This is a genomic window from Nordella sp. HKS 07 (assembly GCF_011046735.1).
Taxonomy (GTDB): domain Bacteria; phylum Pseudomonadota; class Alphaproteobacteria; order Rhizobiales; family Aestuariivirgaceae; genus Taklimakanibacter.
Map to the genome: position 1 here is coordinate 2,576,426 of NZ_CP049258.1, position 18,612 is coordinate 2,595,037.

General features: G+C 61.0%; 20 protein-coding genes. 12 read left to right on the top strand and 8 right to left on the bottom strand.

The window, feature by feature from the left end; all coding sequences use genetic code 11:
* The first annotated feature begins 21 nt into the window (after positions 1-21).
* Genes G5V57_RS12120 through G5V57_RS12130 form a run of 3 tightly spaced genes read left to right on the top strand, consistent with a single transcriptional unit; the run spans position 22 to position 2,269 of the window.
* Positions 22-795, top strand: coding sequence for an ABC transporter ATP-binding protein (locus tag G5V57_RS12120; RefSeq protein ID WP_165174050.1), 774 nt, complete (start codon positions 22-24; stop codon positions 793-795).
* Positions 792-1,652 carry an ABC transporter permease gene (locus G5V57_RS12125; protein ID WP_165167761.1) on the top strand — a complete coding sequence of 287 codons (861 nt, stop codon included), beginning with the start codon at positions 792-794 and terminating at the stop codon, positions 1,650-1,652. The genes G5V57_RS12120 and G5V57_RS12125 overlap by 4 nt, the downstream gene beginning before the upstream one ends.
* Positions 1,649-2,269 (top strand): hypothetical protein, encoded by a 621-nt coding sequence (locus G5V57_RS12130; protein ID WP_246737601.1) that lies wholly within the window; start codon positions 1,649-1,651, stop codon positions 2,267-2,269. Before G5V57_RS12125 ends, G5V57_RS12130 begins: the two co-directional genes overlap by 4 nt.
* Before the next feature lie 86 nt (positions 2,270-2,355).
* Here G5V57_RS12130 and G5V57_RS12135 read toward each other — a convergent pair whose 3' ends face one another.
* The 6 genes from G5V57_RS12135 to G5V57_RS12160 all read right to left on the bottom strand — a co-directional run bounded on the left by G5V57_RS12135 (position 2,356) and on the right by G5V57_RS12160 (position 8,380).
* A complete protein-coding gene (locus tag G5V57_RS12135) occupies positions 2,356-2,613 on the bottom strand; it encodes a hypothetical protein (RefSeq protein WP_165167762.1) in 258 nt (85 codons plus the stop codon).
* A gap of 276 nt (positions 2,614-2,889) precedes the next feature.
* Complete coding sequence (locus G5V57_RS12140; RefSeq protein ID WP_165167763.1) at positions 2,890-3,735, bottom strand: substrate-binding domain-containing protein; 846 nt, start codon at positions 3,733-3,735, stop codon at positions 2,890-2,892.
* The gene (locus G5V57_RS12145; RefSeq protein WP_165167764.1) at positions 3,723-4,229 is read right to left on the bottom strand and encodes a c-type cytochrome, methanol metabolism-related; all 507 of its coding nucleotides are present in this window, start codon (positions 4,227-4,229) and stop codon (positions 3,723-3,725) included. The genes G5V57_RS12140 and G5V57_RS12145 overlap by 13 nt, the downstream gene beginning before the upstream one ends.
* A 98-nt stretch (positions 4,230-4,327) precedes the next feature.
* Positions 4,328-6,211 carry a methanol/ethanol family PQQ-dependent dehydrogenase gene (locus G5V57_RS12150; protein ID WP_165167765.1) on the bottom strand — a complete coding sequence of 628 codons (1,884 nt, stop codon included), beginning with the start codon at positions 6,209-6,211 and terminating at the stop codon, positions 4,328-4,330.
* 449 nt (positions 6,212-6,660) lie between these two features.
* Positions 6,661-7,233, bottom strand: coding sequence for an S-(hydroxymethyl)glutathione synthase (gene gfa, locus G5V57_RS12155; RefSeq protein ID WP_165167766.1), 573 nt, complete (start codon positions 7,231-7,233; stop codon positions 6,661-6,663).
* A gap of 37 nt (positions 7,234-7,270) precedes the next feature.
* Positions 7,271-8,380, bottom strand: coding sequence for an S-(hydroxymethyl)glutathione dehydrogenase/class III alcohol dehydrogenase (locus tag G5V57_RS12160; RefSeq protein ID WP_165167767.1), 1,110 nt, complete (start codon positions 8,378-8,380; stop codon positions 7,271-7,273).
* 391 nt (positions 8,381-8,771) lie between these two features.
* Here G5V57_RS12160 and fghA point away from each other — a divergent pair, with 391 nt between their 5' ends.
* Complete coding sequence (gene fghA, locus G5V57_RS12165) at positions 8,772-9,617, top strand: S-formylglutathione hydrolase (protein ID WP_165174054.1); 846 nt, start codon at positions 8,772-8,774, stop codon at positions 9,615-9,617.
* A 66-nt stretch (positions 9,618-9,683) separates the two neighbouring features.
* On the opposite strand, the gene G5V57_RS12170 is transcribed toward fghA, so the two are convergent.
* Positions 9,684-10,697 (bottom strand): AraC family transcriptional regulator, encoded by a 1,014-nt coding sequence (locus G5V57_RS12170; protein WP_165167768.1) that lies wholly within the window; start codon positions 10,695-10,697, stop codon positions 9,684-9,686.
* Between the two features lie 842 nt (positions 10,698-11,539).
* Here G5V57_RS12170 and G5V57_RS12175 point away from each other — a divergent pair.
* The 3 genes from G5V57_RS12175 to G5V57_RS12185 are packed head-to-tail and all read left to right on the top strand — an operon-like array spanning position 11,540 to position 13,742.
* Positions 11,540-12,778, top strand: a complete 1,239-nt coding sequence (locus G5V57_RS12175) for an FAD-dependent monooxygenase (protein WP_165167769.1) — start codon at positions 11,540-11,542, stop codon at positions 12,776-12,778.
* A complete protein-coding gene (locus tag G5V57_RS12180; RefSeq protein WP_165167770.1) occupies positions 12,775-13,044 on the top strand; it encodes a hypothetical protein in 270 nt (89 codons plus the stop codon). The genes G5V57_RS12175 and G5V57_RS12180 overlap by 4 nt, the downstream gene beginning before the upstream one ends.
* A gap of 8 nt (positions 13,045-13,052) precedes the next feature.
* Entirely contained in the window at positions 13,053-13,742 is a 690-nt protein-coding gene (locus G5V57_RS12185) for a gamma-glutamylcyclotransferase (protein WP_165167771.1), read from the top strand.
* 1 nt (position 13,743) lies between these two features.
* Here the strand turns inward: G5V57_RS12185 and G5V57_RS12190 are convergent, their stop codons facing one another.
* Positions 13,744-14,292 carry a gamma-glutamylcyclotransferase family protein gene (locus G5V57_RS12190; protein ID WP_165167772.1) on the bottom strand — a complete coding sequence of 183 codons (549 nt, stop codon included), beginning with the start codon at positions 14,290-14,292 and terminating at the stop codon, positions 13,744-13,746.
* A gap of 149 nt (positions 14,293-14,441) precedes the next feature.
* Between G5V57_RS12190 and G5V57_RS12195 the strand changes: the two genes are divergently transcribed.
* From G5V57_RS12195 to G5V57_RS12215, 5 genes are read left to right on the top strand one after another with little or no spacing between them, the layout of a single operon-like run.
* The gene (locus tag G5V57_RS12195; protein WP_165167773.1) at positions 14,442-15,518 is read left to right on the top strand and encodes an ABC transporter substrate-binding protein; all 1,077 of its coding nucleotides are present in this window, start codon (positions 14,442-14,444) and stop codon (positions 15,516-15,518) included.
* 5 nt (positions 15,519-15,523) lie between these two features.
* On the top strand, positions 15,524-16,150 hold the full coding sequence (locus G5V57_RS12200) for a hypothetical protein (protein ID WP_165167774.1): 627 nt from the start codon (positions 15,524-15,526) through the stop codon (positions 16,148-16,150).
* Entirely contained in the window at positions 16,140-16,811 is a 672-nt protein-coding gene (locus G5V57_RS12205; RefSeq protein WP_165167775.1) for a hypothetical protein, read from the top strand. Before G5V57_RS12200 ends, G5V57_RS12205 begins: the two co-directional genes overlap by 11 nt.
* Positions 16,808-17,845: an iron ABC transporter permease gene (locus G5V57_RS12210; protein ID WP_305849388.1), complete on the top strand. Its 1,038-nt coding sequence runs from the start codon at positions 16,808-16,810 to the stop codon at positions 17,843-17,845. The genes G5V57_RS12205 and G5V57_RS12210 overlap by 4 nt, the downstream gene beginning before the upstream one ends.
* Positions 17,842-18,612, top strand: a complete 771-nt coding sequence (locus G5V57_RS12215; RefSeq protein WP_165167776.1) for an ABC transporter ATP-binding protein — start codon at positions 17,842-17,844, stop codon at positions 18,610-18,612. The genes G5V57_RS12210 and G5V57_RS12215 overlap by 4 nt, the downstream gene beginning before the upstream one ends.

Here is an 18,612-nt window from a genome sequence, read left to right on the forward strand (position 1 = left end):
AGGAGGAAGCGCGACTTGTCGATGACCGCAAACAGCTCCAAGCCGGCGCTCGCGGTGGCCGGTGTCGGCCATGCCTATGGCGCGCGGCGGGCGCTCGACGGTGTGTCCTTCGACGTCCCGATCGGCGGCTTCACTGTATTGCTCGGGCTGAATGGGGCTGGCAAATCGACGCTCTTCGCGCTCATCACCCGTCTCTATGATGCGCGCGAGGGCAGGATCGAGGTCTTCGGTCACGATGTCGCGCAGGCGCCTGGCGAGGCGCTGCGGCGCCTGGGGGTGGTTTTTCAGCAGCGTACTGTCGACCTCGACCTCTCGGTGATGCAGAACCTGACCTATCATGCCGCACTTCACGGTATCGCAGGCGCCGAAGGGCGTAGGCGTGCAAGCGAGATGCTCGAATGGTTCGATCTTTCCGACCGGCGCCGGGACAAGGTGCGCAGCCTCTCGGGCGGCCAGATGCGTCGCATCGAAATCGCCCGCGCCCTTCTTCACCGGCCGAAGCTCCTCCTGCTCGATGAGGCGACGGTCGGTCTCGACATTCGTTCGCGCGCCGACATCATCGCCCATGTGAGGCGTCTCGTCGCGGAGGAAGGCATCGGCGTCCTGTGGGCGACCCATCTCATCGAGGAGGTGGCGCCGGAGGATCGTGTCGTCATTCTCCATCAGGGGCGCGTCCTGGCCGAAGGTCCCGTCGTCGAGGTCGTGAGTGCGCATGAGGGACGGGACATCAAATCAGTATTTGCCGCGCTCACCGGCGCCGGCCAGCCGCGGACGGCAAGCGAGGTAGCGGCATGACAGCGCTCTATCCCGCCACAACCCCACGCGCCGGATTCTCAGCCAGGCAATATATGATCTGTCTTACCGGGATCGCCTGGCGCGAGAGCTTGCGGTTTCTGCACCAGCGCGAGCGCTTCATCGCGGCATTGGTGCGGCCGCTCCTGTGGCTGTTCATCTTCGCCGCCGGATTTCGTCAGGTCCTCGGCGTGTCGATCATCCCGCCTTACGAGACCTATGTTCTCTATGAAGTCTATATCACGCCGGGATTGGTGGCGATGATCCAGCTCTTCAATGGAATGCAATCGTCTTTGTCGATGGTCTATGACCGCGAGATGGGCAATATGCGTACCCTGCTCGTCAGCCCGTTTCCGCGCTGGTACCTCCTTCTCTCCAAGCTTTTTGCCGGCGTGGCCGTGTCCATCCTGCAGGTTTACGTGTTCCTGGCGATCGCCTGGTTCTGGGAGGTCAGGCCGCCGCCCTTCGGCTATCTTGCCATGCTGCCGGCAGTTGTCTTGTCCGGCCTCCTGTTCGGCTCGATCGGTCTTCTCCTGTCATCGCTCATCAAGCAGCTCGAGAATTTTGCCGGGATCATGAACTTCGTGATCTTCCCGATGTATTTCGCCTCTTCTGCGCTTTATCCTTTGTGGAGGGTCCGGGAATCGAGTCCGCTTCTCTACACCATCTGCCAGTGGAATCCGTTCACCCATGCCGTCGAGCTCATTCGCTTTTCGCTCTATGCCCAGGTCAACTGGCCGGCACTTGCCATCGTGGTGGGAACGACAGCGGCTTTCCTCATCGGCGCCATCATCGCTTATGATCCCACACGCGGTTTCATCGCCCGGCGAGGCGCGCTTACACAGGGAGGATCGGAATGATGCGCTACGCTCACTGGCTTTGTTTCGCCTTCGCCGCTGCCATGGTTCTGCCGGCGGCAGGTACAGTGAGCGCTGCATCCTCGCAGGATTGGCCCTGTGTCCAGCCCAAGGTGCCCGAACTCTCGCTCGTTTCTGTCTGGACAGGGCCACCGCTCGACACGACGGCAGGTATATGGCGCTCCGACCCCGATATCGCAACACTCGTCGGACGCCTGGCCGCCCGCCGGACCAGCGAGGATGAAGCCCGCGGGGCCATTGCCGAGTTTGCCGCATCTTCACGAGATGCCAGGCGAGAGAAGCTCCTGGTACTGCTCGCGGGCCTCTTCGAGACCATCAATGACGAGCGCTCGGCTGTCATCGCAGGGATCGAACGCTATGGGCGAAAGCAGAAGCAGCTTGCGGAGACGCTGCGCGACGAAACCGCAAAGCTGGATTCCATGCGCAAGGACGCCGCTGCCGATCCCGCCAAGGTCGCCCAGATGAACGATCAACTCACATGGAGCTTGCGCGTCTTCGACGAACGGAAACGATCGCTGCGCTTCGTCTGCGAAGTGCCGGCCCTGATCGAGCAGCGGCTGTATATTCTCGCCCGCACGATCCAGGCCGCGCTTCAATAGCGCCGGAGGCTTTCAGCTCCGGCGCAAGGATATTGTCGCGTTCTCCAAAGTCGATTTATGTCGCCGCCAAAGGTTCGTCGCCAATCTCAGCCATGCAGCTCGCCACTACGCGCCGGTATCAGTGATGATCGGTGCGGCCTGCAGATTATTTTGACACGATCGCTTTCGCCAAGAGTCCGTCCGATCGCTGTCTCGGCGACCAAGGCTTGCCCATGCAAGGCGCAAGTCACCGGGTTTGCGAATTCTTCCGGCGCCCGCATCACCACCCGCGCATTCGTTTCATTGCAGTCGCCGAGATTTGGCGTGACGAGGATTGTACAGACCAGGATAAGAGCATCGAGCATGCCGCCACCTCTCGCCCAAGGGCGAAGCATGGGCAATTTTATGGATTTGAATCGATTTGTACATATATCTTACGGTAGGCGATGTTTTGACGAACCGGTTGCAAACCCAGAGTGATGCCTCCTACGCGGCCGGCGCGCTATCTACAGCATCGGACCGAAAAGTGCGAAGCGGTTTTCGGATAATCCGATGCGTAAATCAAAGAGTTAGAGCGTCGGACCGATTCCATGTGAGCGTCCGACGCTCTAGCGAGATTGAGGCCGTCGCCCCCTCAGCGCCTACTGCGTGACCGGGCGGTCGTGCTCATCAAGCAGCGGCACGCCGAATTCCAGGAGCAAGGCGTTGATCTCTTTCTGATTGTCGCGGATCAGGCCATTGAGCTTGCGCTTCCACTCCTGGTCGGATGCGCGAACCCCCATGGTGATTCGGAAGACCATGCGCGACCCCCTCTGTTCGTGCAGCAGCGGCACGACGACAATCGGTTCCTTGGACACTTTGGCGTAGTACCCTGCCATCGGTCCCCATAGTGCCCCGGCATCGATTTCACCCGCATGAAGATCGGAGATCATCTGCGCGGCGGAGGAGGTGAAGCGCGTATCAATCTGGAGCGGGTAGGGCTTGGCCTTCGCCATGAGCCCGTTGATCACCATGTTGGTCGCGGGAGGCGTTCCGGCGATGATGCCGATCTTTTTGTCCCTGAGGCGCGGATCAGCCAGTGTCTTAACGCCATCGAGCCCATGGTCCGGCTTGTAGATCAGCGTATAGACCGTGCGGTAATAGGGATTGGTATTCTGCACGAGCTCATCGCCCTGGGGATAGCCCATGATGACATCGCATCTATGAGCGCCAAGCGTGTTGCGGACGAATCCGATCGTCATCGGGAAATAGGTATAGGCGAGCGATTTGCCGAGCTTGCGCGCGATCAGTTCCGCAAGCCTGTTTTCAAACCCTTCTCCCTTCTCGTTCGAGAACGGCAGGTTGTTGGGGTCGGCACATACGCGCAGGATCTTAGGGTCAACCAGCTCGATTGCCGCGCCCAAACCGTCCTGCTGTGCGGCGGCCGGTGGCCCGAAGCCGGCTGCCACGAAGAAGATTGCTGTCAGGACCCGATTTAGCCCATGCATGCTGTTTCGGCTTCCGTGAAGGAGGCGGGCTTTGCCTCCTTTTTCTGCGGGCGACCGCGGCCGATGGCATCTGTCGAGCGCGCTCTCAGATAGATGTAGATATCGTCGAGATAGCACATGACGTTCTTGTTGGTGCCGAAAGCCGGCATCACGTTCTGTTTCGCCGTATTTACGTCTTTGCGGCCGCTTGCCACAACTTCGAGGAACTCCGGGTAGCCGATCCGCTTGACCGATTCGACAAGGGCTGGCCCGTAGCTCGAGCCCAAGCCGTCAGGCCCGTGGCAGACATGGCAATCGGCGTGATAACGGCGGTAGCCCGAGAACGTGTACCAGTCGACCGTGCCGTCTGACGCGACATTGTAAGTTGGATCACCATTCGCATCCACATACTTTCCATCCTCGTTGCTGACCGATTTGGGGTCTCCGGGTGGAGCGGAAAATGCGATGCTGGTGGAAAGAACGAGAAAGCCGGCAACCAACGCTCTTCGCGACATGAGAACCTCTTCAAACAGCCGATCCGTGACGGAAAGAAAGGCCCGGCACATTTTTGAGAACGCACCGGGCCCTGGTTGGTTCAGTCTGCCAGAGAGGCCTATGGCAGCGCGAAGACCGTCAGCGAGCCGCCGAGAGAGGTGTATTTGGCAAGGCCCGCATAGCCGCCGACCGCGCCAAGGCCGGCAGTGCCGACCATCTTCTCTGCGTCTTCCGGAATATTGCCTTGATCTACGGCCTTATGCCACGCTCCGGCGTTTTCGGCATTCAGGAGACCGGCTGCGAGACCGATTCCTGCCCAGCCGCCGACCCCGGACAGCACGGCAACATATTGCTTGCCGTTATTCTCATAGGTCGTGACATTGCCGATGATGCCTGACGGAGTCTTGAACTTGTAGAGTTCCTTCCCCGTCTTGGCATCCACCGCCTTGAGATAGCCTTCGAGCGTGCCGTAGAACACGATGCCGCCCGAAGTCGCCAGCGCGCCGGACCAGACTGAGAACTGTTCCGGGATCGACCAGACGATCTTTCCCTCCTTGGCATCCCAGGCAATGAAATTGCCCATGCCGCCATGGCTTCCGGGTGTCGGATACATGGCGACCGTAGCCCCGACATAGGCTTGGCCTGCGGTGTAGGCCACCTTGTAGGGCTCATAGTCCATGCAGACATGATTGGTCGGCACGTAGAAAAGCCCGGTGTCGGGTGAAAATGCCGCTGGCTGCTGGTCCTTGGTACCGAGAGCCGCCGGGCAGATTCCGGTGGTATTCGTGTCCTCACCGTTGTGGTCGGTCGAATACTTGTCCACCACTGCAGGACGCCCGTAGTTCTTGCTGTTCGGATCCATGTCGACGCCAGTCGTCCAATTGACGGTCGGATCGTACTTCTGCGCCACCAACAGCTCGCCCGTCTCGCGGTCCAGCGTATATCCGAGACCATTGCGGTCGAAATGGACGAGCGCTTTGCGCGGCTTCCCGCCGATATCGAGGTCGGCGAGAATCATCTCGTTGACGCCGTCATAGTCCCATTCGTCATGCGGCGTCATCTGGTACACCCACTTCGTCATTCCGGTATCGACATCGCGGGCGAAGATCGTCATCGACCAGCGATTGTCGCCGGGACGCTGGTTTGGATTCCAGGTCGATGGATTGCCGGTTCCATAATAGACCAGGTTCAGGTCCTTGTCGTAGGAATACCAGCCCCAGGTCGTACCTCCGCCGATCTTCCACTGATCGCCTTCCCACGTATTTGTTCCGGAATCCTTACCGACCGGCTTGCCGAGATGTGTCGTCTTCTCGGGATCCATGAGCGTTTCCGAATCCGGGCCGGTGGAATAGCCGCGCCAGACGAGCTTTCCGTCCTTGATATTGTAGGCGGACATTGATCCGTGCACGCCATATTCGGCGCCCGAGATTCCAACCAGCACCTTGTCCTTGATCACAACCGGCGCGCTGGTCCCGGTTTCGGCCTTGGCGGGATCGCCATTCTTGACCTTCCACACTTCCTTGCCGGTATTGGCGTCGAGCGCCACCAGCGTCGTATCGGCCTGATAGAGGAAGATCTTGCCATCGGCATAGGCCACGCCACGGTTGACCGTGTCGCAGCACATGACGCCGATCACCGTGGGATCCTGCTTCGGCTCATAGGCCCATTTGATCGCGCCATCCTTGGAGAGATCCAGAGCATAGACAGTGTTCGGATACGGCGCATGGACATACATCGTATCGCCGATCACCAGCGGACCACCTTCGTGACCGCGCAGGACGCCGGTTGAGAATGTCCAGGCCACCTGCAGCTTGCCGACATTATCGGCGTTAATTTGATTAAGTTTTGAATAGCGTTGATTCCAATAATCCCCCGTCTGCATGACCCAGTCCTTCGGGTTCTGCGACATCTTGATAAGTTCGTCATTGGCCATGGCCCCTCCCGACATGAATGCGGTCATGGCGCCCAGGCACACTGTTGCTGACAGGAGCAAGTTACGCATCAAGGTTCCTCCCTTTGGATGCAGTCGCGGACAAATCCGCCTCGCCGCGTGGCAAAAAATGCCAAACAGCGCCTCGCCAAAAGCCGTCCCTTGAATGCAGTCGGTGGACAAACAGTGACACCGCTCGGCTTTGAAAACCGAACTGAGCCCGTCCAATAAAAGATGCCGTCGAGTTGAAGCGTATCGACTACGCCCTACCAGGAAGGCGCTTCTTGCGTGCGCTCTCCCATTCTTCGGTCATGAGGTCAGCGATCTCTGGTGCTGACACTGTCGCAGTTGACGGCGGGAATGGTATTCCCGCCCATGCGCTTTCACAAGAAAAATCATATTCGACTTAGGTGGGATAATCTCGCAATGCAGCAACACCAATCGGTGAAACGCCTTCCGTTGCGGCACGCGCGCAACCGACACGGCAGCCGCGCCGGAAGCTGCGCGCAAGGAAAGCCGGATCACTCCTTGAGTACACCCGTCTGTTTGGCAATGTGCGTTGCAATCGCGTCCATGATCGGCGGCGAAAGGCAGTCGTAAGGTTCGAGGCCGATTTCCTTAAGCCTCGCCCTGATTCCCGCCATCTCGCTGGGCTTCGTGCCCGACTCGATGACCGACGAAACGAAGGCCGCGAATTCCGGCGGCGACCAGCCGCTCTCCTTGGACAGTTCGGTATGGACGAAGTCCAATCCGTACAAGGGATGCTTCGTGTTCTCGATGCGGCCATACATGTGGACGCCGCAGCCCTGGCACGCGTATCTCTGAATGGTCGCATTGGGGTCGACGACTTTGAGCTTGTTCTCGTTGCTCGTCACTTTGAGCTTGTCGCGCGGCACGACCGCGACGACCGAGAAGACCGCGCCTGCCGGCTTCCAGCACTTCGTGCAGCCGCAGGCATGGTTATGGGCGGTCTGCGCGCCAACGCTGACCGTAACCGGATTCGACGAGCATTTGCACTGAAGTGTGCCGCCCGCAAAATCCTTCGCCGCGGGCTTGATCCCATTGTCCACTGCCGGATGAATCGCTATCGCCATGGTGGCTCCTCCCTATGATGGTCTTGCTGCCGCCCTCTCAATAAACCACAACACTGCGGATCGATTCTCCCTTGTGCATGAGGTCGAAACCCCGGTTGATGTCCTCGAGCTTCAGCGTGTGGGTGATCATGGGGTCGATCTGAATACGCCCATTCATGTACCAGTCGACGACTTTCGGAACATCGGTTCGCCCTCTGGCGCCACCAAAGGCGGTGCCGCGCCATACGCGTCCCGTTACAAGCTGGAACGGGCGCGTCGCGATCTCCTGTCCAGCACCCGCAACACCGATGATGATCGATTCTCCCCAGCCCTTGTGGCAGGCCTCGAGCGCGATGCGCATCACCTTCGTGTTGCCGATGCATTCGAACGTGTAGTCTGCGCCGCCGCCGGTCAACTCGACGAGATGCGCGACGAGATCGCCCGCAACCTTCGACGGGTTTACGAAATGCGTCATGCCGAACTTGCGGCCCCAGTCTGCCTTCTCGTCATTGAGATCGACGCCGACGATCATATTGGCGCCCACGAGCTGCAATCCCTGAATGACATTGAGGCCGATGCCGCCCAGACCGAATACGATGCAGTTCGATCCCGGCTCCACTTTCGCGGTGTTGATGACGGCGCCAATACCCGTCGTGACGCCGCAGCCGACATAACAGACCTTGTCGAAGGGCGCGTCATCGCGGATCTTTGCAACCGCGATCTCCGGCAGAACCGTATAGTTGGAGAAGGTCGAGCACCCCATATAGTGATGGATCATCTTGCCCTTGTAGGAGAACCGGCTTGTCCCGTCCGGCATGAGCCCTTTGCCTTGCGTTGCCCTGATTTTCTGGCAGAGATTGGTCTTCGGATTGAGGCAATATTCGCATTCGCGACATTCGGGCGTGTAAAGCGGAATGACGTGATTGCCGGGTTTGAGCGACGTTACGCCTTTGCCGACCTCGACGATGACGCCTGCTCCCTCATGACCCAGGATCGTCGGAAAGAGTCCTTCCGGATCAGCCCCGGAGAGGGTGAACTCATCGGTGTGGCAGATGCCTGTCGCCTTGATCTCGACAAGCACCTCGCCGGCCTTGGGGCCTTCGAGATCGACCTCGATCACTTCGAGCGGCTTGGCTTTCTCAAACGCAACGGCTGCACGAGTTTTCATGGATGCTCTCCCGCCTGCTTTCCATCAAAAAAGTCCAAGTGGAGGGCTTCGAATCGTCATTTACGTTTCGACAGCTCGATGCGGAGAACGCTGTCGACAGAACTTCTGCCGTGCGGGGAGAATAGGATTCCCTCACTCGCATGTAAAGACCGGAAAACGCCGGACAGCGGGAGATCGGTCGACGCGGCGCTGCGCGTCTTCGAATTTGACTGCGATATCTTCGACAGTATCAATGGTTCGATTGCCGCGAAACGACGACAATGTTACCAGTTGGTGGCGATCAGGTTACTACGCACTTGCGTTCGATTGCCCAGCAGTTTGGGAGTGAGCACAGCGTAAACGCGGGCAGTGCTCAGCAAGTGTAAGCATCAGCAACGAGGAATTCATGACTATCGAGACGCGTTCGACCACAAGAAGCCACGGCGGAATTCAGGGTGTCTATACGCATCAGAGCGACCTCTGCCATTGCCCGATGACTTTTGCAGTGTTCGTCCCCGAACATGCGGCCGGCGAAAAACTGCCCTTGCTCTGGTATCTCTCGGGGCTGACATGCACGCATGCCAATGTGATGGAGAAGGGCGAATATCGAAGGGCGGCCGCGGAGCATCGCGTGATCATTGTATGCCCCGACACCAGTCCCCGCGGTGACGGCGTGCCCGATAACGCGGATAACTGGAAGCTTGGCGGGGGCGCCGGCTTTTACGTCGATGCGACCGAGGCCCCGTGGTCGACCCATTTCAAGATGTATAGCTATATCCGCGACGAGCTCCCGGGCGTGATCGAAGCCCATTTTCCGGCGGACATGTCCCGGCAGTCCATATTTGGTCATTCGATGGGCGGGCACGGTGCGATTGTCGGGGCCCTGCGCAATCCGGGTCGTTACCGAAGCTGCTCTGCTTTCGCTCCGATCGTGCATCCGATCACGGCTGACTGGTCACGCCCGGCATTCCAGGCCTATCTGGGTGACGATGAGGCGCGCTGGCGCCAGTATGATGCTGTGACGCTTATCGAGGACGGCGCCCGATTGCCGGAACTGCTTGTGGATCAGGGTACGGCGGATCAGTTCCTGGCTGATGGGCTGAGGCCTCAGCTTCTGCAGGATGCCTGCAGAAAAGCCGGCCTTCCTTTGACGCTCAGGATGCAGGAAGGCTACGACCATTCGTATTTCTTCATATCCACCTTCATGGCCGATCACATCGCCTGGCATGCCAAAAGGCTTGTCGCGGAAGAGCGGTGAAAAAGAGCGGAAGCGAATCTCCCATATGGAATCCCCCCTCTAGGACGTAACGCGGCCACGCGGCGCCTATGCGGTTCTGAGCTCGCGTGGTGTCTTTCCCGTCCAGCGCCGGCAGGCGGCGCTGAAGGCGCTTTGGCTCGAATACCCCAGGAGAAACGCTATTTGCGTGAGGCTGAGATTCTCGTCGCCTAGATATTTGCGGGCCAGATCATGGCGTAGACGGTCGACGATGTCCGCGAAGGAGGTGTTTTGCTGGGCAAGTCGGCGGACCAGGGTGCGCTCGCTCATGCCAAATTCCTCCGCAACGACCTTGACTCGCGCTTCACCATTGGCAAGGAGTTCGGTCAATCTCCGTTCGAGCTGGTCAGTGAAATCGGGCCGCGGCTGTGGCCTGCTCCGGAGAATCTCCTCTGCATAGTTGCGAAGTATCGCGAGCAGCCTGTGATCAGCCGATATAATGGGGGTTGTGAGCGCCTTCCTGCTGAAGGCTATCTGCTCAAGTTCCTGGCCGAACTTCACCGGACATCCGAAGAATTTGGCGAATTCTTCGAAGCCTCCGTGACGCTCGTGAATGAAATGAACGGTATTCGGCAAGACGCGCTGGCCCGTGAAATGCCGGCAGGCCATTGTGACCAGACCGAGCCTGAATTCAGCAGCCTGACGATATTCTGTGAACGATGGCTGCTGAGGAGCGAATTTGAGCATGCCTGAGCCGCCTTCCAACTCCAGATCGGCCTGGAACGCCTCCGAGACAATCCTGGAGTAGCGAGCCATATTCCGCAGGGCCGTCTCAATCGTGTCGGAGGCCACACCCAAATAGGCCAGTATGTCTCCATCCCGCACATCGACCCGCTGCGCCAGCGTCAGCCCATAATGGTCGTTCTTGAGTTCGCGGGAAGCAATTTCGAGAAGTTCAGCATGTCGCACAAACGGGATCCAGCCGTCGGTCCTGTCGAGTTGCCGCCATTCGAGGCCGGCTTCGGCAAGGGCAGCATCAGCGTTCGCGCCCCCGCTCTTGAGCTCCTGGGCTACGCAGCGTGTCCACAATGGCCTGACCGAAATACCGGTATCTGCTGCCATCGAGAGGCCTCTTTCCGCACGAGTCGGGCGGGCTGAACAACAACCTCGAGCGCAGTTGAAACCCAACTGGCGTTAAATCGCAAGAGATTGGCGGGCGATCATAAGCATTTCCCACGGGGAGATCTGATAGTCAGCCCGGCATTTCCATCATTTCCGCTCATCAAGGGCAATGGACCGCGTGGCAATTGACTGAACAGCGAACCATGGTCCGGGCGGTGAAGGTGCGATTGGGCTTGTCACCGCGCCAGCGCGGGGATCCCTCGCCGGAGGCAACCAGCACAGTAAATTGCCGCGAATAAGGGATTGACCTCTCGCGTCTGACATTCAGCTTCACCATTCTAGTCAAAAAAAGCAGCAACAACAGCATGCGTTTCTCGCCCGATAGAGGGCGAAGTCACGCGAGCGGCGTTTCTCTCGGCCGGACAAATGAGGTCCGTCGTGCAAGACGGCTACCACGGCCGCAGATGAAGTTTGCCGCTAAGCGGGAAGGGGTCGGAAAGCCGAGAGGGTCCGGCCCCTTCTGCATGCTGGAGTACTATCGGACTCGGCTACGAGGACATGATGGCAACCCCGAGGTCCTTGCCTTGTGAGGGCCTGAGCGAGGATTGCCTGTTCTGGCAAGGAACAGCACAGCGCTTTTTCGGGTGAAGTTTCCGCGCGTGGAGACGCTGCTGTTACGACAAAGGCGGGGTGAGGTTTCTTGACGATGCCCAGCTAAACTGGAATATTCTTTCGTTCCGGGCCTGTCCCTGCTGCATCCCATTTTTCCACCAGATCAACAAAGCTTCACAACGACGTCGCAGAACCGGTGACAAGCTGTTGGAACGGTACTGGAGCGCAACTTGGCGGGATCAGCTGTCGCTGAGCGCACACCAAAACGCGCCGTGGTCGTTGGTGGATCGATCGGCGGCTTGTTCGCCGGCCTGTTTCTGCGCCAAATCGGTTGGGATGTGTCGATTCATGAACGCGCCAGTGAGCGGCTCGGCTCGCGCGGCGCCGGCATCGCGACCCACAACGAACTTCACGATGCGCTCGCGATGGCGGCGGGGCGGAGCGAAGCAATCGGCGTCGCTGTCAGCGGCCGCGTTGTCATCGCGCGGAGCGGAGACGTGGTTTGCGAGGCCGAGCGCCCGCAAGTGATGATGTCCTGGGATCGGATCTGGCAGCGGCTGCGGACCTCTGCCGATGAGCTTTACCGTCATGGCAGCGCGCTTGCCGCCGTCGAGCAACGTGATCAGCAAGTGGTAGCGCGTTTTGCCAACGGGAACGAGGTCGTTGCCGATCTCCTTGTTGCCGCTGATGGCATTCATTCGACGGTTCGGCGGCAACTGCTTCCCAAGATCGAGCCGCGCTATGCCGGGTATGTCGCATGGCGCGGCCTCGTCGACGAAGTCAACCTGTCACATCAAGCCCGCGAACGGCTCCTTGATAAGTTCGGATTTTGCCTGCCCGCCGGTGAGCAAATGCTTGGTTATCCGGTCGACGGCGGCCCCGGCTTCGATGGTCGCGCCGGCCGCCGCTACAATTGGGTATGGTACCGGCCCGCCGATTCTGGTCGCGATCTGCCACGTCTGCTCAAGGGCTCGGACGGTCGCCAGTATTCGGGCGCCATCCCGCCGGATCGCTTGCATCCCGGCATTCTTGACGAAATGCGCGCCGACGCGGCACGATTGCTGGCGCCGGTATTTGCCGAGGTGGTGCGCAATGCCCGCCAGCCATTGCTGCAGCCAATCGTTGATCTTGAAACTACCGACATGGTGGTAGGGCGTGTCGCATTCGTCGGAGACGCGGCGTTTGTTGCACGGCCGCATCCTGCCATGGGAGTGACCAAGGCGGCGGGCGATGCCAGGGCGCTTGCCGACATTCTGGCGTTTGGGGTCGATATCGACTCGGCGCTTGCGGCGTATGGCGCGCAGCGGTCGGCCTATGGTAAGCGTATCGTCCGCCGCGGGCGGCATCTTGGCGCCTACATGGAAGCGCAGCTCCTCACCGATGAGGAGCGCGAGATGGCGGAACGCTCCCGCAAGCCGGAGACTGTAATGAACGAGAATGCGACGATGGCCGGATTGGAGAGTTGGTGAATCCCGATCCTACCCAGGCGCCCCGCGCTCTTATCCGGCGCGCCAAAAGGACCCATGCCCGGATACACAGCGTGAAGGGACAGGCGCAGGAAAAGGAGAGGAAGCAATATCTCCTCAAGATGCTCGAAAGCTACAAGAAGGTCCTGGAAGTCAACGGTCGGATCGACGCCGGGACATTACCGCCCGCGGCGCGCGACGCTCTGGTCTATTATGGCTCATGGGCGCTGAGCGAGGCTAACCGACTGACCGCAAGGCCCGAATCGTGACGCACAACATGAAAACGATGTCTCTGACGCCCGAGCATATTGCGCGCATCCATCGCGCCGTGCCGGACGGCGGCGTGCCGCATGGAATGGAGCTCCACAGCGACGCCGACTATGCGCATTGGGTCGATCTCATTCTTCGTACGCGGCCTGAACCTGCCGCGCCCGTGCGGCTCTTTGCCTTCGGATCCTTGATATGGAAACCCGAATTCGACCATATCGGTGAAATGCCCGCGGTCGCGCGCGGGCGACACCGCGCCTTCTGCCTGCGCCTGCTGCGTTCCCGCGGCACGCCGGAGGCGCCCGGGCTCATGATGGCGCTCGATCGTGGCGGGCGCTGTTCCGGTATCCTCTATGATCTGCCTTCCGTCGATATCGAGGGCCAGCTCCACCGTCTGTTTCGTCGCGAGTTCACCCACAAGCCGATCAACAACACGCCGCGCTGGATCACGGTCGACACGGCGGCGGGCCCCGTCCCGGCGCTGACCTTTGTCATGAACCGCGCCTCGCCGTTCTATGCCGGACGTCTGCCGCTCGAAACGGTTGCGGATGTGCTCGCGCATGCCTGCGGCCATTGGGGCACCGGCGCCGAGTATCTCCTCAACACGGTCTCCCATCTCGAGGCGAAAGGCATCCACGATCGCAATCTCTGGCGGCTGCAGCGTCTCGTCGCCATGCGGATCGAAAAGATGGGCATATAGACTAACTCGCGGGAGCCAGCACGGAGGTGATGGTCGTACCCGCGGCCGTGAACAGGCCGATCGCCTCGTGCCGCGTCGCGCGGGCAGGCTCCGGATCTTGCCGGCAGGCCGTGCCGGCGAGCTGCCGTACAATCCCGGCGTCGAAGCCATGCTCGCGGGCACCGGCTAAGACCAGGGCCAGATACCAGTCATAGGGCTCGAGCGCCGGGTCGAGCGCGGTGGCGAGATAGGTCTTGGCGCGCATGATCTCGTTGGTGTCCCTGCGCCGGACGATGAAATCGTCGGCGCGGCGATAGCCATTGCCGACGCCCTCGAATTCGTCGAGCGCGATGAGATCATCCACGGCGAGGGTGAACAGGACGCCCGGCTGCGACATCCCGGGAGAGGACGCCAGATGGCCCTTGCCCGATCCGTCCCGCCCCTTCTTCCAGAAGGTCAGCCGGTGATCTTCCGCGAAGGCGACGCCCACCGGAATGGCGCTCGGGCAGCGCGCCTTGAGCCGTGCGGTCATCATGTTGGAACCATAGGCGAAATAGAGACATGTCGGCATGAGGGAGCTGGCCTGGTGGTGCGCTGCCGGGAACCTAGCAGCGATCGAGTCTCGCCCCAAGTCAGTGCCGCCGCCCTCAAAATGAACTTGACTAATTTACTCGGGAATTATAGGCGCAGTCCCCAGTTTCAATCTTGGGGATCAGGATCATGAGATTTCGGGCACTTTCATTGGCGCTGGGCCTGGCCGGTGTGACCGCTTTGGCCGGCACGGCGGCCGCCGACCGCATTACCGTCAAGGATTCGCGTGGCCACGAGATCGCCCTCGAGCGGCCTGTCGGCAAAGTCGCCATCTTCCCCTTGCCGATCCCGGAGGCGCTGATCGCCCTCGACGGCGGCACGGAGCGTCTGCTCGCCATCAATCCGCGCGCCCAGGTGGCGCTGATGAAGGGCGTCATTGGTCAGCTGTTTCCCGAGATCGCCAATATCCGCACCGATCTCGTCGCGCCGAATTTCATTCCCAATGTCGAGGAGATCCTGAAGGCTGAGCCCGATGTGGTGCTGCAATGGCAGGCCAAGGGCGACGAGCGCGTGGCGCCGATGGAGAATGCCGGCATCAAGGTGGCGACGGTGAGCACCGAATCGCGCGAGACGCGGCGCGGCTATATCGCCATGCTGGGCCAGATCCTCGGCAAGGAGGAGCGAGCCCGGGCCTTTCTCGACTGGGAAGACAAGACCGTCGCCGACATCGCCGCCACGCTCAAGGCCGCCGGCCGGCCCAAGCCGCGCATCGTCTTCATCGACAGCATGAACGGCAACGAATTCGTCGTCTTCGGCCGCGAGGAAGCCTATTTCACGGCATCGGGCCTCATCAACGCCGCGACCGAGGCCGGCTTCACCGAAGGCTCCGTCAAGGTCGGCGCGGAATCGCTGCTCGACTGGAAGCCCGACATCGTCTTCGTCAACTATTACAACGACAGCATCAAGCCTGAGGACATCTTCGCACATCCGGTACTCGCCGGTCTCGATGCGGTCAAGCAGGGCAGGGTCTACAAGACGCCAGCGATCGATCCGGCGACGGCGGCGGGCGGCGAGATCGCCTATCAATGGTTCGCCGAGATCGCCTATCCGGACCTCTTCTCCGCCGAAATGCGCGCTACCGTGTCGGATGGCTTCAAGCTGCTCTACGGCAAGGAGCTCAGCGCGGCGCAGATCGACCAGCTTTTGCAGATGGACTGGAACGGCAAGAGCGCCGGTTATGCCGAAACATTCGGCGCAATCCGGTGAAAACCATGAAGGATATCGGCTTCGTCACATCGGGCGACGGCGCACAGCTGCAATGTTATGCCGACTACCAGCGCTATCTCGATGCGCAACTCTATCTACGCCATCTCGACCGTGTCGATCTTGGCCACTACAGGGCGATCGTCATTCCGGATTTCTCCAATCAGGATCTGCTGCGCCGCCATGCCCGCCAGATCAGCGATTATCTCGCACATGGCGGCTTCCTCATCGTCTTCGAGCCGAACCGGATGGATGAATGGCTCGACGTGGTCGAGGTCCAGTGGTTCGAGCGCGAGACCGAGAACTGGAAATGGTGGATGAAGCCGGGCGGGCGCATGGAGGCCTATCAGCCCGAGCCCCGGCATCCGATGGCGAAAGCCATCCCTCTGGCGGATATGTGCTGGCATTTCTTCGGCGCCTTCCGGCTTCCCGCCGATGCCGAGCCCATCCTCAATCTCGACAATGACGAAGGCTGCCTGATGTATGACCAGCGCGTCGGCGACGGCCGGCTGATCGCCGCGACGATCGACCCCCACACGCATCACGGTCGCCGCTTCATGCCCGCCACCACGCGTTTTCTCAACGGCTTCTATCCCTGGCTCAAAGCGGAACTGTGTGGTCGTGATGAAGGCTGACGTCACGCTGCGCGGCGGTGCCAGTCCGCATCTGCTCTATATCCGCTCGACCCGCAGCTACAACAAGGATCGCATCGGCGGACTGGTGCCGCAGGACTGGCGCTTCAGCGTGGCCGATACCTATGATCTCGAAGGGCGTGAATTGCAGGATGTCGATGTGCTGTTCCTTTCGGGAATGCATGATCAGATATTCCTCAAATCCATCGAGTCGAAACTGCTCGACTATCTGAGCTCTGGTGGACATCTGCTCGTCAACGGCCATATCATTCTGCCCTGGCTGCCCTGCCTGTCGCCGTTCAAGGCGGTGTCACCCAAGCCCTTCACCAACTGGATGATCCGTCCGGCACAGCCCGGGGCCTATTTCGGCCGCATGGATTTCGAAACCTTCCATCGTCACGAGGGCATATTGGGCCAGTATGCGCGCGGCTACAGCGATCCGCCCGAGGGCGCGCAGCATCTGTGCCTGATCGGCGGGCCGGCGCCCGACGGCACCTTCCATGAAGGCCCGGTCGACTGGGGGTGGCGCATGCCGGGCGGCGGCAAGCTGTTCCTGCATAATGGCGACCATATCGAGCAGTTCTGCTCCGATCCGCGCTTTCAGCCGAATCTGCTGCACGACATCCTGAACGCGCTGGTCTTTTCCGACGAGCCCAAGGCGTGACCGCGAACCGGGAAGATAAGACCGCCGGCGCGGCTATGATCGGCCTCGCCATCCTGCTCTGCCTGTCGGCCGTCGCGTCGCTGTCGCTCGGCCGCTATGCCGTCTCGTTGCAGGATCTGCAGCTCATCGCCGGCGGCTGGCTAGGCATCGGGCCTGGCCGTGCCGGCGTGCCGGAATCGGTCTGGCGCGTGGTCGAATTGGTGCGCGTGCCGCGCTTGCTCATCGGCGCCTTCGTCGGCGCCGGGCTGGCGCTGTCGGGTGCTGTGCTGCAGGGCGTGTTCCGCAACCCGCTGGTCGATCCGCATGTGATCGGCGTTTCCTCCGGCGCGGCCTTCGGCGGCGCCGCGGCGATCCTTCTGGGGCTCGGCGCCGTGGCGCTCTGGGGCATGGCCTTTGCCGCCGGTCTCGGCGCGTTGCTGCTCGTCGTGATCATGAGCCGCAAGGCGGGCCGCTCGTCTTTGCTGATGCTGGTGCTGTCGGGTGTCGTCGTCTCGGCGCTGTTCTCGGCCCTCGTGTCGCTCGCCACTTATTTCGCCGACCCCAACGACACGCTTCCGGCAATCGTCTTCTGGCTGATGGGCTCCTTCGCCTCAGCCACGCCCGAGCGCGCTTTCTACATGCTGCCCGTCATCGTCGTCTTCGCCGTGCCGCTGCTGCTGATGCGCTTTCGCATCAACATTCTTTCGCTGGGCGACGAGGAGGCGCGTGCGCTGGGACTCCGTGTCGAGCCGACGCGCTGGCTCGCTTTATGCTGCGTGACCGGCATCACCGCCGCGAGCGTCGCCAATTCCGGCATCATCGGCTGGGTCGGCCTCGTGATCCCGCATTTCGCGCGCGCCTTGGTCGGGCCCGATCACCGCCTGCTGTTACCGGCTTCCGCACTGCTCGGCGCCAGCTACATGCTGCTGGTCGACCTGATGTCGCGCTCGCTGATCGCCGCCGAGATCCCGCTCGGTGTGCTGACGGCGGTGGTGGGCGCCACGGTCTTCATGGTGCTGCTGCACCGCGCCCAGACGGAGGACTGGCAACGATGATCACGGCGCGCGCCCTCGGTTATCGCCATGCTCCGGCATCGCCATGGCTCTTCGCCCACCTGTCCTTCTCCCTGGCGCCAGGGCAGACGCTGGTGATGCTGGGGCGGAACGGCGCCGGCAAGACCACGTTGCTCAAATGCCTGGCCGGCCTCCTGGCGCCGAGCCAAGGTGAGATCGACTGCGCCGGCGTCATCGGTTATGTGCCGCAGCATTTCGCGCCGATCTTTTCTTATTCGGTCTTCGATATCGTGATGATGGGCCGTGCCCGTCATGTCGGTCTGTTCTCGAGCCCCGGTGCCCGCGATCGCGCCTGCGCCGAGGAAGCACTCGACCGGCTGGGGCTCACCGCTCTGGCGCGCCGCTCCGTCACCAGCCTGTCCGGCGGCGAACGCCAGCTGGTGCTCATCGCCCGGGCACTCGCTTCCGAGGCCGACATCCTGCTCCTCGACGAGCCCGCATCGGCGCTCGATTTCCACAACCAGGCGGCCGTGCTGGCGACGCTACGCCGCCTCGCCGCCGAGCGCGGACTGACCGTGGTGATGACGACGCATGAGCCGACCCATGCGCTGGAGATCGCCGACCGGGCCATTCTCCTGCATGGCGCCGGCGTGGCCGAGGAGGGCGCCGTGACCGACATGTGCACGGAGACGAAGCTCACCGAGCTCTACGGCATTCCGATGAAGCGGCTCGACTATCCGGTAGGCGCCGGTCAGGCGTCTCATATCGTGGCGAGCTACGCCTCCATCATCCGGCCGGAGAGAATATAA

Coding starts and splice junctions, on each gene's coding strand:
- G5V57_RS12120 (WP_165174050.1), top strand. CDS start 22: ATGACCGCAAACAGCTCCAAGCCGGCGCTCGCGGTGGCCGGTGTCGGC.
- G5V57_RS12125 (WP_165167761.1), top strand. CDS start 792: ATGACAGCGCTCTATCCCGCCACAACCCCACGCGCCGGATTCTCAGCC.
- G5V57_RS12130 (WP_246737601.1), top strand. CDS start 1,649: ATGATGCGCTACGCTCACTGGCTTTGTTTCGCCTTCGCCGCTGCCATG.
- G5V57_RS12135 (WP_165167762.1), bottom strand. CDS start 2,613: ATGCTCGATGCTCTTATCCTGGTCTGTACAATCCTCGTCACGCCAAAT.
- G5V57_RS12140 (WP_165167763.1), bottom strand. CDS start 3,735: ATGCATGGGCTAAATCGGGTCCTGACAGCAATCTTCTTCGTGGCAGCC.
- G5V57_RS12145 (WP_165167764.1), bottom strand. CDS start 4,229: ATGTCGCGAAGAGCGTTGGTTGCCGGCTTTCTCGTTCTTTCCACCAGC.
- G5V57_RS12150 (WP_165167765.1), bottom strand. CDS start 6,211: ATGCGTAACTTGCTCCTGTCAGCAACAGTGTGCCTGGGCGCCATGACC.
- gfa (WP_165167766.1), bottom strand. CDS start 7,233: ATGGCGATAGCGATTCATCCGGCAGTGGACAATGGGATCAAGCCCGCG.
- G5V57_RS12160 (WP_165167767.1), bottom strand. CDS start 8,380: ATGAAAACTCGTGCAGCCGTTGCGTTTGAGAAAGCCAAGCCGCTCGAA.
- G5V57_RS12170 (WP_165167768.1), bottom strand. CDS start 10,697: ATGGCAGCAGATACCGGTATTTCGGTCAGGCCATTGTGGACACGCTGC.
- G5V57_RS12185 (WP_165167771.1), top strand. CDS start 13,053: ATGAAAACGATGTCTCTGACGCCCGAGCATATTGCGCGCATCCATCGC.
- G5V57_RS12190 (WP_165167772.1), bottom strand. CDS start 14,292: ATGCCGACATGTCTCTATTTCGCCTATGGTTCCAACATGATGACCGCA.
- G5V57_RS12195 (WP_165167773.1), top strand. CDS start 14,442: ATGAGATTTCGGGCACTTTCATTGGCGCTGGGCCTGGCCGGTGTGACC.
- G5V57_RS12200 (WP_165167774.1), top strand. CDS start 15,524: ATGAAGGATATCGGCTTCGTCACATCGGGCGACGGCGCACAGCTGCAA.
- G5V57_RS12205 (WP_165167775.1), top strand. CDS start 16,140: ATGAAGGCTGACGTCACGCTGCGCGGCGGTGCCAGTCCGCATCTGCTC.
- G5V57_RS12215 (WP_165167776.1), top strand. CDS start 17,842: ATGATCACGGCGCGCGCCCTCGGTTATCGCCATGCTCCGGCATCGCCA.